This window comes from Nostoc sp. CmiVER01, from assembly GCF_034531135.2.
GTDB lineage: Bacteria > Cyanobacteriota > Cyanobacteriia > Cyanobacteriales > Nostocaceae > Nostoc.
Genome location: NZ_JAVRBU020000014.1, coordinates 100,875 through 115,111 on the forward strand (window position 1 = coordinate 100,875; position 14,237 = coordinate 115,111).

Consider the following 14,237-nt stretch of genomic DNA (forward strand, 5'->3'; position numbering starts at 1 on the left):
CAAATATTTGTATGATTTTTTACTTGAAAATAATGTAAAGTTTCATAATATTATATTAATTTGTTTGATAAAATCTAATCTATTTGTGATTACTAAAGTTTTGGAGCATAATTTTAGCTAATACATAACTATATGTATGTTTTTATTATAAATTGTATTTAATAAAGCGGTTTTTCAGTAAAAATTTAGCTAATTTTAAACCTAATGTTTTTAGAGATTATTTTCATAAGTTAAATAATCAATATCTAATTTTCATAAAGCAGAGATAGCTGATTGAATTATTAAAATTTGTTGCTATCTTTAGATGAAATCACGTATGTCTAATGATAGAGATAAAATTTATTCCAAGCGATTGATGAAATGTAAACATAAACATGTATTAATAAGGTCATTAGCATCTCATAAATTTAGTGAATAATTGATTTTTGCTGAGGAGAAAGAATAATGGTTGTAGGTCTACATAAACGTGCTGTAGGTGTATTTTCGCATCGTCGGGATGTTGAACATGCCCTACATGAATTAAAAAAAGTTGGTTTTGACATGAACAGAGTCTCTGTCATCACCCAGGATGGAGACAGAGATGATATTTCTGGCGCTGAAGTACGCGATCGCGTCGGTGATAAATCTGACGATGGCGCTAAAGTCGGAGCTGCTACAGGTGGTGCTTTGGGCGGATTGACTGGTTTATTAGTCGGTCTTGGTACTTTGGCAATTCCTGGAATTGGGCCAATTATGCTGGCTGGAGCCGCAGCAACAACCTTAGCTACTACTCTGGCTGGTGCTGGTATTGGTGCAGTAGCTGGTAGTTTGATTGGTGCATTAGTTGGTTTAGGAATTCCCGAAGAACGAGCCAGAGTTTATGACGAACGCGTGAGACGGGGACATTATTTAGTCATCATAGATGGCACAGATGCAGAAATCGCCAGAGCAGAAGCAATTTTACATCAGGGTGGTGTCGAAGAATTTGGTATTTATGACAACCCAGATGCTAGAAATACAAATACTGATTATGTAGCTCCAACATCTAATGTTGCTCATAGTGGTGTTGCTAAACGCGCGATTGGGGTCTTTTCTCATCGCCGAGATGCAGAGGCAGCAATTACAGAATTACGAGATGCAGGTTTTCCCTTAAGTAGAGTCTCCATCATAGCCAAGGATACAAACGGTCATGGGATCGCTGGTGTAGATGTAGATAAAAATGTCGGCACAGGTAATAAAGCAGACGAAGGTGTAAAAGCTGGAGCAGCTACAGGGGGAGTTGTAGGCGGCTTGACTGGCTTATTAGTTGGTCTTGGAACTTTAGCAATTCCTGGAATCGGGCCTGTGATTGCAGGTGGTGCAGCAGCGACGGCTATAGCATCAACTGTAGCTGGCGGTGCGATTGGTGCAGCAGCTGGCGGTATTGTTGGCGGACTCGTTGGCTTAGGAATTCCTGAACACAGAGCGCGAGTATATAGCGATCGCTTCCAAAGAGGTGACTACTTGCTAATTATCGATGGTACCGAAGCTGAAATCGGGGAAGCTGAAACGATTCTCAGACGGCGCGGTATCGAAGAATTTGCTATCTATGATGGTAGTGATTTAGGTGAACATCGCCCAGGTTTAGACCGTGTAACCCATCACGATACACCAGTTGTGAATAGCGATCGCACCAATTATTCAACAGGTCTTCATGGAGACGAGCCTCCTGTAATCATTGTTGACCGTCGTGATGAAACACTCTAACCCCAGGTAGCTGCCACTCACACTAATTTTCTCTAATTTAAGGAGCAATAACATAAAAACTTTGCTCCTAACTCAAGAAACTTGCTCCTTACTTATGCCGTGAATATCCACACACTCGACAAGTTTCACTTTCCGATTCAAAATTAAACCTATGCAAAAGCTAACTCCCTTCTTAATTAGTTCACTTTTAATTTTTGGTGTTGCTGCTTGTGATAACGCTTCTAAAACAAGTGAATCTGCACCAAATAATCCTAATGAAGCTCCACCATCACCGACTGTACAAACAACACAAGCTTCTCAAAAAGATGCTCAAAGTAAGGTTCGCAGAGACCAACTTAATTCTGATATCCGTGCCCGCGAACAGCGTAATAATACAACTGGTGGTGATGCACAAAGAGCTACAGGTGACCTAGCAAGTGAAGTTCGATCCAAGTTAGAAGCTAACATACCCAAGGGTCAACTAACAGTTGATGCATCAAAAGATGGGATTGTCACGGTCGGGGGAACTGTGAACAATCAACAGGAGTTGGCTAAGATTGAAACTTTAGCTAAACAAATTAAAGGTGTCAAAACTGTAGTTGTTAAAGCAACTGTTACTCCACCAAAACAATAAAGCTGCTAATAACAAATTCAACTGAGTAGGTAGGCAAAAATAAATTAAGATGCTCCTGCTCAGTCTTAGTAGTTAGTTATACTTATTACTGACTACTAAGAATTGACAAATGATGACCTGAAAATTATATTTATTGACGCTCACAGTTATACAAGCTCTTTGTACTTACGGAAAATAGAAATTATGGAAACCGAACAACAGCAACGTGAATCCGTGAATACCCCTTTTTCACAAGACACACTAGCAATTGAAGGTACAGATACTGCAAATTTGCCAAAGTTACCACCTGCACCTGAAGCGGAATCTCAATGGCAGCAAATTAGCAGACAAGTTTCTCAATTTTTAGAGCAATTGCCCGAATATTTAGGTAGCTTTTTTAGTAACTATAAGCAGCCACTAACAACAGTTGGTTTGATTGTAGCGGCGATCGTTACAGCCAAGATAGTACTAGCAGTACTGGATGCAATCAACGATATTCCTTTACTATCCCCGACTTTTGAGTTAATTGGAATTAGTTATGCCACTTGGTTTATTTCCCGTTATTTACTGAAGGCTTCAACCCGGCAAGAATTAGCCGATGAAATTCAATCACTGAAAAAGCAATTTCTGGGCGAATAAATTTACCAACCATCAAATTACTATAATGTGGCATAATTTTGTCCGCCTCTAACATTTTGCTGAAGCCTCAGTAGGCTAGCATGTGTCTTCGCTAGTTAAATAATATATAATCTAAATGTTCATATTCCCGACTTGTCTAAAAAGTCGGGAATTTTATAACTATCTTATTTTGGATACAAAACGTAGTGGAGACATAAGAATATTTATTGCTGTCAATGTTAACTTCAGCTAAAACGCTTGTTTTATATGATGAACAGAAATTACATCTATTGAGCAGGACTTCAGACTAGTCTTTTATAGCAGCCCTAAATCATTCGTGAACAATAAGATCCCCGACTTATCAAAAGTCTCTCAATTTTCACAACTCATTTAGGATTGCTATAAATACATCAAAAGATAGAGAGCATAACATTATATTTAATTTTAAATCACTTCTAAAGATAGTAGAACAAAGATGAAAAACAACCTAATCTAGGCTTTGAGGTTATTTAATAGATTCTTTAACGAGGACATAAATTATGGCTAATAATGAAGCAGTTAAGAGAGATATAGATTCATCTGATAGAGCTGAAGTAGATACATACGATCGCGGCATCATCCCAGCTGAAACTGCTGCTCGCATGGAAAGAGAAGGAGATAAGTACAAAACACTCCCCACAGAAGAACGGGAGGCAGATGCACCTACAGATGACCAAACCGATTCACAAAGTATACGCACCACCGATGGCTATACCGTGGACAGAGAAGGTTTGTCTAATAACTATGCAATTGAACCGGAAATGTATTACGAAGAACCGGGTGATGCACGCCAACAAGCGGCAAATGATAGGGAAGAACGCATTGAAGAACTTGGAGAAGTTAATCAAGACGAGGAAGGCAAGTTGACAGACAGGGGTGACAGCCGAGGTAGAGGCCCAGGAATAGTTTAATTACAACAATCCTTTTTGGTAGCTGCAATTACACATAATAAGGCTAAATAGGCAGTTTGTAGAGACACAATTATCATTGCGTCTCTACTTATTTATATATTATTATATATGGGCGAAATCTCGGCGAATAAAGCACAACCTGACATACAATTAATATCGTAATTTTTACCTTTTGATATATAGCAATCCTATCTGATTTCTAAAAATTCTCAACGTCCAGATCCCCGACTTCTTAAAGAAGTCGGGGATCTAACTTTTCACGAATGATTTAGGATTGCTATATTGGGTTCGTAATAACTTCTAGTAGCGCATATTAGAACAAAAGTTCTTAGTTATGATACATTTAACTACAGCAGAAATTATTTAAAAAAGTAGGAAAAGTAGGAAAAGCAAGAAAAGTAGGATGTTTTATATAAACCCTTGATTATCCTGTTAATAAGTTGTAAATTGATGCGTAAGTACACACTCAATTAATAAATTCAGGTTTTGGTTAAGCAATTAAGTTTAACAGCCAATACTTTTGCCAAAACAAGAAAAAGAAGAAAAGGGTGAGGTAAAAGTAATTCAGTTTGAGTACTGTGTAACTACTAAAGCGAGAAAAACTTTCGCTATTTCCTAATTTCAAAATTCAATACTGTTTACTTTATTTTGAAAATTTGCGTTTTCAAACAAGTCTAATTTGCGTTTTAACCGTTCATAATTAGGCAAACTTTGTTAATAGTTTTAATTTTTCAAACATTTTCTTTACTTTCAATCAATACATTCTAACACATTCTAATTTTTGATAAAAAGACCACGAAATATGACATTATCCAACATTGCAATTACTTCTCTGACTCCCACTGTTACTTAAAGTGGCAATCGTGGTACTTACCGTATTAGCCGCGATCGCACGGCTGGCAATTTAACTATTAAACTCAACATTGATAGCAGTAGTACAGCGCTTGATGACTACAATCTTAGCGGCAACAAAGTTACAGTCACTGGAAATGCTGTTACTGTTGTAATTCCTGATGGAAAAAACTTTGTTGACATTAATCTGACTGCGATTGATGACATTCAAGCCGAAGCCGATGAAACAGTTAAACTTAATCTAGCAGCTAATCCTACCTATAATATCGATACCGTAAAAAATACAGCCACTGTTACTATTAGCCGTAACGATACAGTAGTAACTAACACCAATGACAAAGGTGAAGGGTCATTAAGGCAAGCGATTGAAAATGCCAACGCTTTTGCTGGGGCTGACACGGTTAACTTTGCTGGGACTGTATATAATGATGCTTTTCCAGATGCGATCGCTCTGACATCTGGAGAATTAAATATTACCGATGATGTCACCATTCAAGGAACTGGAGCGAAAAACTTAAGCGTCAGTGGCAACAATACCTCCCGTATCTTCAATATTTCTGGAACTCAAACAGATGCAAATATTGATGCTATTACCCTTACCGATGGGAATGCAGGCACAGAAAATGGTGGTGGTACCTTAGTTAACAGTGGAAATACCCTGAACTTAAATAATAGTGTGCTTTCTAACAATACAGCCGTTCGCGGTGGAGCTATATCCAACACAGGTACAGCGACCATAACTGACAGTACCATCGATCGCAACCAATCCGCCGTTAGCGGTGGTGGGATCTATAATTTCGGCACAATTACAGTAAGCGATAGTACCCTTTCTAATAACCTAGCCAATGCTAACGGTGGCGCTCTCACTACTGTAAATACAGCTAACATAATTAACAGCACAATCTCTGGCAACCAAGCCAACTCTTCTGGCGGTGGAGTAACAAACTCAGGTTTGCTGATCATAAGTAACAGTACCATTGCCAACAACACAGCAGATGCTGACAACGATAGTGCTGGCGATGGTGGAGGAATTTTCAGATTGGGTGGGACGGTTACTGCATCCAATACCATCATTGCCAATAACAAAGATTTAGGTGGTGAAGCGCCCGATGTATTCGGCAATATTACAGGCAATGCTAACAACCTGATTGGCGCTACGGCTGGGGCTTCTGGAACTATCGGCACTGGTAGCGATATCGTCAACCCCAACCCCGGATTAGCCCCCCTAGCTAATAATGGTGGGAATACTCAAACCCAGGCTTTACTAGCTACTTCACCAGCCGTCAACGCAGGCAATAATGCTTTTATTCCCAATGGTATCTCCACCGATCAACGAGGTACAGGATTTGATCGCAGCAAATTCGGGACAGTAGATATCGGTGCTTTTGAAGTACAGCAGCCGATTGTCAGCCTCAGTGCAGTTTCTCCCACTGCTACAGAAACAGGAATAGCAGGAACTTACCGTGTTAATCGGATTGGTACTGCCAGTAACTTAACTGTCAAACTCACTATTGGTAGCAGCAGTGCTTCTGTGAACGATTACACTCTTAGTGGCGGGAACATTAAGATTTCTGGTAATACTCTTAGCGTTGTTATTCCTGATGGGCAAAGCTTTGTTGATATCAACTTAGCTGCTATTAATGACTTGGCGGCTGAAGCTGATGAAACTTTAAAACTGAATCTAGCTCCTGACGCTGCTTATAGTATCGATACAACCAACCCAACTGCTACCGTTACTATTGCCCGTAACGATACCACCGTCACCAACACCAACGATCGCGGTGAAGGATCATTGCGACAAGCAATTGAAAATGCCAATATCTTTACTGGGGCTAATACGGTTGATTTCGACACGAAAGGAAAATTTGCCACAGCCCAAACCATTACCCTAACTTCTGGGCAGATCAGGATTACAGATGATGTTACCATCTCTGGAACAGGAGCCGAGCAACTAACAGTCAGTGGTAATAATGCCAACCGTGTTTTGAGTATCTCTGGAACGGGAACAGATGCCAAAATTGACGGCTTAACCATTGCTAATGGCAATGCCAAAACAGCAGACGGAGGCGGCATCTTAGTTAATCAAAATAGTAATTTAGTCTTAACTAACAGCGCTGTTGAAGGCAATCGTGGCAACCTTGGAGGTGGGATAGATATCCTTGGTACAGCTACCGTTATCAACAGCACCCTCTCTAATAACCAAGGTGATGCAGGTGGTGGCATCTTAAACTCAGGTACAGCTACCGTCATTAATACTACCCTATCGGGCAATCAAGCTAGAGTCTTTGGGGGCGGCGGTATCGGCAACTTAGGGACAGCCACCTTGATTAACAACACCATTACCAACAATACGGTGGTAGCTAATTTCAATAGTACTTTTGGTGGTGGGATTGAAAACTTCTTTGGTGGCACACTTGCTGTCAAAAACACCATTATTGCTGGAAATATTAACAGTAATAATCAAGCGGCTGATGTGTCTACTGATAGCGATATCGCAGGTAATGCCAATAATCTAATTGGTACTACTGCCGGAGCATCAGGAACAATTGGTACAGGTAGCGATATTACCTTTGCTGAAGCCGGAATTACCAACATAAACCAAGTTCTTAACCCGATTTTGCAAAATAATGGTGGCACTACAGCTACTTACGCCTTAGTTCCCACTAGTATTGCGATTAATGCTGGTAATAATGCCAATCTCTCAGCAGATACAACTGATTTAGATGGAGATGGTAACACTACCGAATCCATCCCTTTTGACCAACGAGGTACTGACTTTAACAGCTTTAAGTTTGCTACCGTAGATATTGGTGCTTATGAATCTGATACTGTTTCTAGTGCTGGCGGTCAAAAAGAGTTAATCGTACCCCGTGGAGAGGGAAGCCATACTATTCTTAATTTCGGGGGTGTAGGCAGAGGTAGTAATCCTTCCGCAGCTACTATTGCCGAAGTGGATACTATTAAATTCAAAGGAACTGGCTTGACAGCCCGCAATCTACTTCTAACTCAATCTGGCAAAAATCTAGAGGTTACATTTGAAGGAGTTGCTAAGACTGATACCCAAGTTACCTTACAAAACTTTGCTCTAGAAAACTTGGATAACCTTTCCACATCAACTGGTAATCTTCTATTTGATGGACAAACTAGCATAAGCGACAACTTTGATGTTGTTAATGCCGATTCAACTCAAACTGGCGTTTTAAAACGCAATACAGTCACGTTTTTCAATGATTTTTCCAACAATATTAAGGCTCTTGACAACTCTAACGATGTCATCAATGGTCAGGGTGGGAACGACATTATTGATGGACGTAGTGGTGATGATTTGCTGCGTGGGGGTCTAGGCAATGATACTCTGATTGGTGGTGCAGGTAATGACATTCTTATTGGCGGCGCTGGCAATGACACTCTTACAGGTGGAACAGGTTTTGATCAGTTTATCTATCAAGCTTCCAGCGACAAAGGAACTACTGGTGACACTATCACTGACTTCAATTCCAGCCAAGATAAACTAGTTTTAACTAAACTTGTTTGCTAGCTTAGGCTACAGTGGTAGTAATCCTATTACTGATAGCTACTTGCGTTTTGTTTCTAGTGGTGTCAATACTCAAGTTCAGATTGATACAGATGGGATAACATCTACCCAAGGCTTTAGCTTATTGGTGAATTTGAATAATGTCTCTGCTAACTCTTTAGTTATTGGCAGTAACGTCTTGGTCTAGAACTGGCTATCAGGTGGTAGTAAGACATACTCAAAGATACTTTATGTAATCAGTTGAAGATGTGGAAGATATAAGAATATTGCTCTTATATCTTCCAGCTTCTTTGATAATGCGCTGTTTATTGGCGGCGTTAATAACCTTAGCATGGGTACAACATACTGAAAATAACTTATACCGTTTATTTGTGAAGCTGCATATATTTACCCCCCGGCTACGCCGTCCCTCCTTATGAAGCTACGGTGTACACACAAGTTATTGAATCACTACCAGTCCTCGAATTACCCCACCCTAACCCTCCCCTTATAAAGGGGAGCCACTGCGTTGGGCGGCTCTGCCGACTTGAAGCATGTGGCGTGAGGGAACTAGATAGATTTCTTTTTCCCCCCTTTCTAAGGGGGGATTAAGGGGGGTAATTAGCCTTATGAAGGGGGGACTGATTATGTGCATCTTCATACAGAATTGGTATTAGTAGGAAATTAACAACTAATTTCTGTCTTGATTAGGTAAAGATAAATAGCTATGATTCACGATTTATTTTCTCCATCTTCTGTACAAGAAGCGACTTTAATTCACTTACTAAACTACAGGGCGCTAAAACAACCAAATCAGGTGCCATATACCTTTTTAGTAGATGGAGAAGCAGAAAAAATTAGCTTTACTTATGCAGAATTAGATCAAAAAGCCCGTAAACTAGCAGCTTTACTCCAGAGTAGGAAAGCTTTTGGAGCAAGAGCGTTACTTTTTTACCCGCCTGGACTAGAATTTATAGTTGCTTTTTTTGGATGTTTGTATGCAGGTGTCATTGCTGTACCCGTGTACCCACCACAAGGTAAACAAAGAATGACAAGGGTAAAGGCGATCGCATCTGATGCACAGGCAACTTTTGCACTCAGCACCACATCTTTAATTAGCAACTCTGCACAAAGCATTGAACAAGAAGCAGAATTAGTAGCTTTGCAATGGATAGCAACCGATGAGATTAGCAGCAATTTATCAGATGATTGGTTTTTGCCAGAAATTAATTACGACTCACTAGCACTTCTTCAATACACTTCTGGTACAACGGGGAAACCAAAAGGAGTGATTGTAAGTCATGGCAATTTATTACATAATTCTTATTTAATTTATAAATCTTTTGAACATACAGCTAACAGTCGCGGAGTAATTTGGCTACCTCCATACCACGATATGGGGCTAATTGGTGGAGTGTTACAGCCTGTATATGGTAGCTGCTCAGTCATTTTGATGTCGCCAGAGTCATTCATACAAAAGCCTTTTCGCTGGTTAAAAGCTATTTCTGACTATCAAGCGACTACTAGCGGTGGCCCCAATTTTGCTTATGATCTGTGTATTGAAAAGATTACTCCCGAACAACGGCAAGAACTGGATTTAAGTTGTTGGGAAGTAGCTTTTAATGGTGCTGAACCTGTACGTGCGGAAACTATAGAGAAGTTTAGCACCACCTTTGCAGAGTGTGGTTTTAGAAAGAGTGCTTTTTACCCCTGCTACGGTATGGCGGAAACGACTCTAATTGTGTCTGGGGGTTTAAAAGCAGCTCCACCAGTAATTCACTTTGTACAAAATCAAGCTTTAAAACAGAATTTAATTGTAGATGCTACCTCTGAGACAGAGAATAATAAAGCGATCGTTGGTGTTGGTCACAGTACCCCTAATCAAAAAATTGCGATCGTTGATCCAGAATCATTAACTCAGTGTCCCGATGGACAAGTCGGAGAAATTTGGGTTGCAGGGTCGAGTGTAACCATTGGCTACTGGAACAAACCCGACGAAACGCAGCAGATTTTTCATGCTCAACTTCAAGATCCAAAAGAGGGGCCTTATCTCCGCACGGGAGATTTAGGATTTTTGCTCAATGGCGAACTATTTGTCACAGGTCGCCTAAAAGACATGATAATTATTCGAGGACAAAATTATTATCCCCAGGATATCGAGTTAACAGTTGAAAACAGCCATCCCGCGCTACGGCCTCATTGTGGAGCAGCATTTTCTCTAGAAGTTGCAGGAGTTGAACAGCTAGTTATTGTTCAAGAGGTAAAGCGGACTTACTTACGTAACCTGGATGTTTTGGAGGTTATAAAAGCCATACGTCAGGCAATATCTGAAGAATATCAGTTGCAAGTATATGCGATCGCCCTGCTGAAAACTGCAACTATCCCGAAAACGCCGAGTAATAAAATTCAGCGTCAGGCTTGTCGTATTAGTTTCTTGAATGGAAATTTAGATATTGTTGGAGATTGGAGTGCCAATCTTGCACAAATAGATTTATTAAAACTGCAAACAGAAGTAAAAGAGCTTCGGGAACAAACACAGAATTCAGATGTTAATCACTCTGAAAAACTAGCTTTTACAGAAGCAGAAATTCAAAACTGGTTAATTTCTCATCTCGCTTTATACCTCAAATTACCCCCTGATGAAATAGATATTCAAGAGTCTTTTACTTCCTATGGTTTAGATTCAGCAGTGTCAGTCAGTATGACAAATGAATTAGCTCAATGGATAGGTTTTGAACTGGCAATTACTCTTTTTTGGGAATTTCCCAATATTAAAACCCTAGCAGAGTATTTAGCAAAAGAAAGTCAATCATTACTATTAATGCCTTCTCCAAATAGGGTTTAAAACAAAATCTATAAAATTAAACAAATTTCTAATATGAGTAAAGAAGTTATTAATGCTAACAATAGCAAACAAATAGAATCAATTAAATTAAAATACAATATTTTTGCTCCTGAATTTAATGCTAATCCTTATCCAACTTATCATCGCCTCCGCTCAGAAGCTCCAGTACATAAATACTTGATTGGCGGTGATTGGTTCGTCACTCGCTATGCTGATGTCAAAGCAGTTTTGAGAAGTGGGTGTATTCGTACTGATGACAGACCAAAATTAATCAATGAAAGAAGCAAATATCTTAAAAACAAAGAGAAAAATTTGGATACTCTGGCTTACACTACCAGCAAATTTTTATTTTATATGAACCCGCCAGATCATACTAGATTACGTGGATTGCTAGTTAAAAGTTTTTCTCCCATAGTTGTTGAGCAGATGTGTCCTTTGGTTCAGGAAATTGTCGATGAATTGCTAAATAAAGTTAGGCATCAAGGAAGTATAGATATTGTTGCCGATCTTGCCAGTCCGCTTTCTGTGAAAGTTATTAGTAAACTTTTGGGGATACCAAAAGAAGCTCAAAACCAGCTACATCAGTGGACAAATGTATTGTCTAGGATTTTAGATCCATTGGTATCACTAGAAGAATATCAAAGAATGAATCAGGCTACGCAAGAGATTCAAGACTATTTACGTAGTTTGATTCATGAACGAGAAAGAAATCCCCAGCAAGACTTGATTAGTAGTCTCATTACAGTTCAAGAGCAAAGTGATAAATTAACTCAAAAGGAAATATTGGCAGTTTGTACATTGTTATTCGGTGCAGGAGAAGAAACTACAGGTAATACAATAGCTAACGGAATTCTAGCATTGCTCAATCACCCTGAACAAATGGAACAGCTCAAAAGAGAACCAATAAAAATTCAAAGTGCGGTAGAGGAAATCATTCGCTACGATAGTGCAATTCAGATGATTACCCGGATTGCTACTGATGATTTAGAAATAGGTAATCAACAAATCAAAGCAGGTGAAAAGATAGTTTTGTGCTTAGGTGCTGCTAATCGAGATCCTGCCCAGTTTTCTAACCCCGATCAGTTAAATATTAACCGAGAGCAGAATCATCACGTTGCTTTTGCTGATAATATTCATTATTGTCTAGGCGCTGCATTAGCACGGCTGGAAACTCAAATTGCTATTAATACAGTGATTCAAGAGCTTCCTAATTTAAAGCTAGCTAGGGATAAATTAGAGTGGCGAAAAAACATAGCCATCCGTGGCTTAAAATCTCTAAGATTGAATTTTAGTATTAACTAAGTTTTTTGTCAGGTTTTAGTAAATATAGTAGACAGTAAATCTAACCAATTAAAGATAATAATCAAAAGCAAAAAATGGAAAAAATCTTTAAGTTTAATCCTTATGAACCATCCTTTCATGATGATCCTTATCCCATTTATCATAAACTTCGTTCTGTTGAACCAATACACCAGAGCTTCAATAATATGTGGGTAGTTACTCGCTATGCTGATGCTAAGGCAATTTTGCGAGACTCTCGCTTTTGTGTTAATAAAATGCCAAACCACGTTAAATACAAAAGCGATTATCTGGGTAATTTCAATACACTCGCACAAGCTATTAGTAAATGGTTAATATTTCTAGACCCGCCAGAACATACTAGATTGCGAGGATTAATAAGTAAAGCTTTTTCTGCTGCTACTGTAAGAAGTTTATATCCCCAAATTCAACAAATTACAGAGCAGCTAATTAGTAAGATTCGACATCAAGGCTACATGGATATAATTGCCGATTTTGCTTGTCCTTTACCTTGTAATGTGATTTGCACAATTTTGGGAGTACCTGTTGAAGATTGGTATAAGCTATATTATTGGTCAGATAAATTGTCTGAGATTTTAGATCCACTCAAGTCTTTGGAAGACTATGAGCAGATGAATAAAGTGGCGTTAGAATTTACAGATTACTTTAAGGGCTTGATTGCTCAACGCAAAATAAATCTACAACAGGATTTTTTGAGTGCTTTGATAGCAGTTAAAGAACAGAATAACAAGCTCACGGAAGAAGAAATTATTTCCATCTGTATGTTACTTTTTCTAACTGGTGAAGAAACAACAGTCAATCTCATCAGTAACGGTATGCTTGCTTTGTTGCGTCACCCAGAGCAAATGCAAGAAATCAAGACACAACCTATGCTTATTCAAGGTGCTATAGAAGAAATACTGCGTTATGATAGCCCGATTCAGATTACTACACGAATAGCAAATGAAGATGTTTTTTTAGATAGTGTAACTATTCAGTCTGGTGATAAAGTATTGGTTGTATTGGGGGCTGCAAATCGAGATCCTGCACAATTTCCTGAACCAGATCGTTTTGATATTACGCGAGTTAATAACAATCACTTAGCTTTTGCTGATGGTATTCATTCTTGTTTGGGTGCAGCACTGACGCGGCTAGAAGCTGAAATTGCTATTAATACTCTTGTGCAATTGCCTGACATACAGTTATTACAAGAACAAGTTGAATGGCGAAAAAGAGTTCCTTTTCGGAGCTTAAAATCTCTTCCAGTTACCTTCAAAGCAATGAATATAACATAATTAAATAAAAAATGTTTTACGAAACTACTATTTTTAGATTTACACAGAGTCTAGAATCAAACTGGTTCCTCATTAAAGAGGAGTTTGATAGACTGCAACAAAATGATTCTATTCCTTGGCAAAAAGAGTTTCTTTATAACAAGGGCTGGGATATTTTTACTTTGTATTCTTTTGGAAAGAAACTTGAGGATAACTGCCGTTTATGTCCACAAACAACAAAATTAATAGAAGCTATTCCTGGAATGACAACAGCAACTTTTTCTTCCCTTGCACCTGGAACTCACATTGTTCCTCATGAGGGATATATAAACACTGTACTCCGTTGTCATTTGGGTTTAATTGTTGCTGATGACTGTGCGATACGAGTGGGGCATGAAACAAAAACTTGGGAAGAAGGTAAGTGCTTAGTTTTTGATGATACAGTTGAACATGAAGTTTGGAATCGCAGCAATATTTCCAGAATAATTTTATTGATCGACTTTAAAAAGTCTCAGTTTTCAAATTTACCTCAAATATAGAATTTAAGTGGGAATGATGCAATTTTGTT

11 protein-coding genes are annotated in these 14,237 nt (G+C 38.8%); 10 read left to right on the forward strand and 1 reads right to left on the reverse strand.

Annotated features, from left to right (window positions below; all coding sequences use genetic code 11):
- Positions 1–444: 444 nt before the first annotated feature.
- The 4 genes from RMZ43_RS24040 (at position 445) to RMZ43_RS24055 (ending at position 3,885) form a co-directional block, all read left to right on the forward strand.
- Positions 445–1,725 carry a histidine kinase gene (locus RMZ43_RS24040; RefSeq protein ID WP_322653241.1) on the forward strand — a complete coding sequence of 427 codons (1,281 nt, stop codon included), beginning with the start codon at positions 445–447 and terminating at the stop codon, positions 1,723–1,725.
- A gap of 151 nt (positions 1,726–1,876) precedes the next feature.
- Positions 1,877–2,338, forward strand: a complete 462-nt coding sequence (locus RMZ43_RS24045) for a BON domain-containing protein (protein WP_322653240.1) — start codon at positions 1,877–1,879, stop codon at positions 2,336–2,338.
- Positions 2,339–2,521: 183 nt separating this feature from the next.
- On the forward strand, positions 2,522–2,956 hold the full coding sequence (locus RMZ43_RS24050; RefSeq protein WP_322653239.1) for a CAAD domain-containing protein: 435 nt from the start codon (positions 2,522–2,524) through the stop codon (positions 2,954–2,956).
- A 518-nt stretch (positions 2,957–3,474) separates the two neighbouring features.
- Positions 3,475–3,885 carry a hypothetical protein gene (locus RMZ43_RS24055; RefSeq protein WP_322653238.1) on the forward strand — a complete coding sequence of 137 codons (411 nt, stop codon included), beginning with the start codon at positions 3,475–3,477 and terminating at the stop codon, positions 3,883–3,885.
- Positions 3,886–4,995: 1,110 nt separating this feature from the next.
- Here the strand turns inward: RMZ43_RS24055 and RMZ43_RS24060 are convergent.
- Positions 4,996–5,229: a hypothetical protein gene (locus RMZ43_RS24060; RefSeq protein WP_322653237.1), complete on the reverse strand. Its 234-nt coding sequence runs from the start codon at positions 5,227–5,229 to the stop codon at positions 4,996–4,998.
- 184 nt (positions 5,230–5,413) lie between these two features.
- On the opposite strand from RMZ43_RS24060, the gene RMZ43_RS24065 reads away from it, so the two are divergent.
- The 6 genes from RMZ43_RS24065 to RMZ43_RS24090 all read left to right on the forward strand — a co-directional run bounded on the left by RMZ43_RS24065 (position 5,414) and on the right by RMZ43_RS24090 (position 14,208).
- Positions 5,414–8,275, forward strand: coding sequence for a beta strand repeat-containing protein (locus RMZ43_RS24065; RefSeq protein WP_322653236.1), 2,862 nt, complete (start codon positions 5,414–5,416; stop codon positions 8,273–8,275).
- On the forward strand, positions 8,265–8,459 hold the full coding sequence (locus tag RMZ43_RS24070) for a type I secretion C-terminal target domain-containing protein (RefSeq protein ID WP_322653235.1): 195 nt from the start codon (positions 8,265–8,267) through the stop codon (positions 8,457–8,459). Before RMZ43_RS24065 ends, RMZ43_RS24070 begins: the two co-directional genes overlap by 11 nt.
- A gap of 519 nt (positions 8,460–8,978) precedes the next feature.
- Complete coding sequence (locus RMZ43_RS24075; RefSeq protein ID WP_322653234.1) at positions 8,979–11,096, forward strand: AMP-binding protein; 2,118 nt, start codon at positions 8,979–8,981, stop codon at positions 11,094–11,096.
- A 33-nt stretch (positions 11,097–11,129) separates the two neighbouring features.
- Positions 11,130–12,398, forward strand: coding sequence for a cytochrome P450 (locus tag RMZ43_RS24080; protein WP_322653233.1), 1,269 nt, complete (start codon positions 11,130–11,132; stop codon positions 12,396–12,398).
- 74 nt (positions 12,399–12,472) lie between these two features.
- Positions 12,473–13,690 carry a cytochrome P450 gene (locus RMZ43_RS24085; protein ID WP_322653232.1) on the forward strand — a complete coding sequence of 406 codons (1,218 nt, stop codon included), beginning with the start codon at positions 12,473–12,475 and terminating at the stop codon, positions 13,688–13,690.
- Positions 13,691–13,701: 11 nt separating this feature from the next.
- Positions 13,702–14,208: an aspartyl/asparaginyl beta-hydroxylase domain-containing protein gene (locus tag RMZ43_RS24090; protein WP_322653231.1), complete on the forward strand. Its 507-nt coding sequence runs from the start codon at positions 13,702–13,704 to the stop codon at positions 14,206–14,208.
- Positions 14,209–14,237 lie beyond the last annotated feature (29 nt).

What these genes read in the sequence shown, in the direction of transcription:
- RMZ43_RS24075 (WP_322653234.1), top strand. Translation starts at nt 8,979, where the DNA reads ATGATTCACGATTTATTTTCTCCATCTTCTGTACAAGAAGCGACTTTA.
- RMZ43_RS24045 (WP_322653240.1), top strand. Translation starts at nt 1,877, where the DNA reads ATGCAAAAGCTAACTCCCTTCTTAATTAGTTCACTTTTAATTTTTGGT.
- RMZ43_RS24055 (WP_322653238.1), top strand. Translation starts at nt 3,475, where the DNA reads ATGGCTAATAATGAAGCAGTTAAGAGAGATATAGATTCATCTGATAGA.
- RMZ43_RS24085 (WP_322653232.1), top strand. Translation starts at nt 12,473, where the DNA reads ATGGAAAAAATCTTTAAGTTTAATCCTTATGAACCATCCTTTCATGAT.
- RMZ43_RS24040 (WP_322653241.1), top strand. Translation starts at nt 445, where the DNA reads ATGGTTGTAGGTCTACATAAACGTGCTGTAGGTGTATTTTCGCATCGT.
- RMZ43_RS24050 (WP_322653239.1), top strand. Translation starts at nt 2,522, where the DNA reads ATGGAAACCGAACAACAGCAACGTGAATCCGTGAATACCCCTTTTTCA.
- RMZ43_RS24090 (WP_322653231.1), top strand. Translation starts at nt 13,702, where the DNA reads ATGTTTTACGAAACTACTATTTTTAGATTTACACAGAGTCTAGAATCA.
- RMZ43_RS24060 (WP_322653237.1), bottom strand. Translation starts at nt 5,229, where the DNA reads ATGGTGACATCATCGGTAATATTTAATTCTCCAGATGTCAGAGCGATC.
- RMZ43_RS24080 (WP_322653233.1), top strand. Translation starts at nt 11,130, where the DNA reads ATGAGTAAAGAAGTTATTAATGCTAACAATAGCAAACAAATAGAATCA.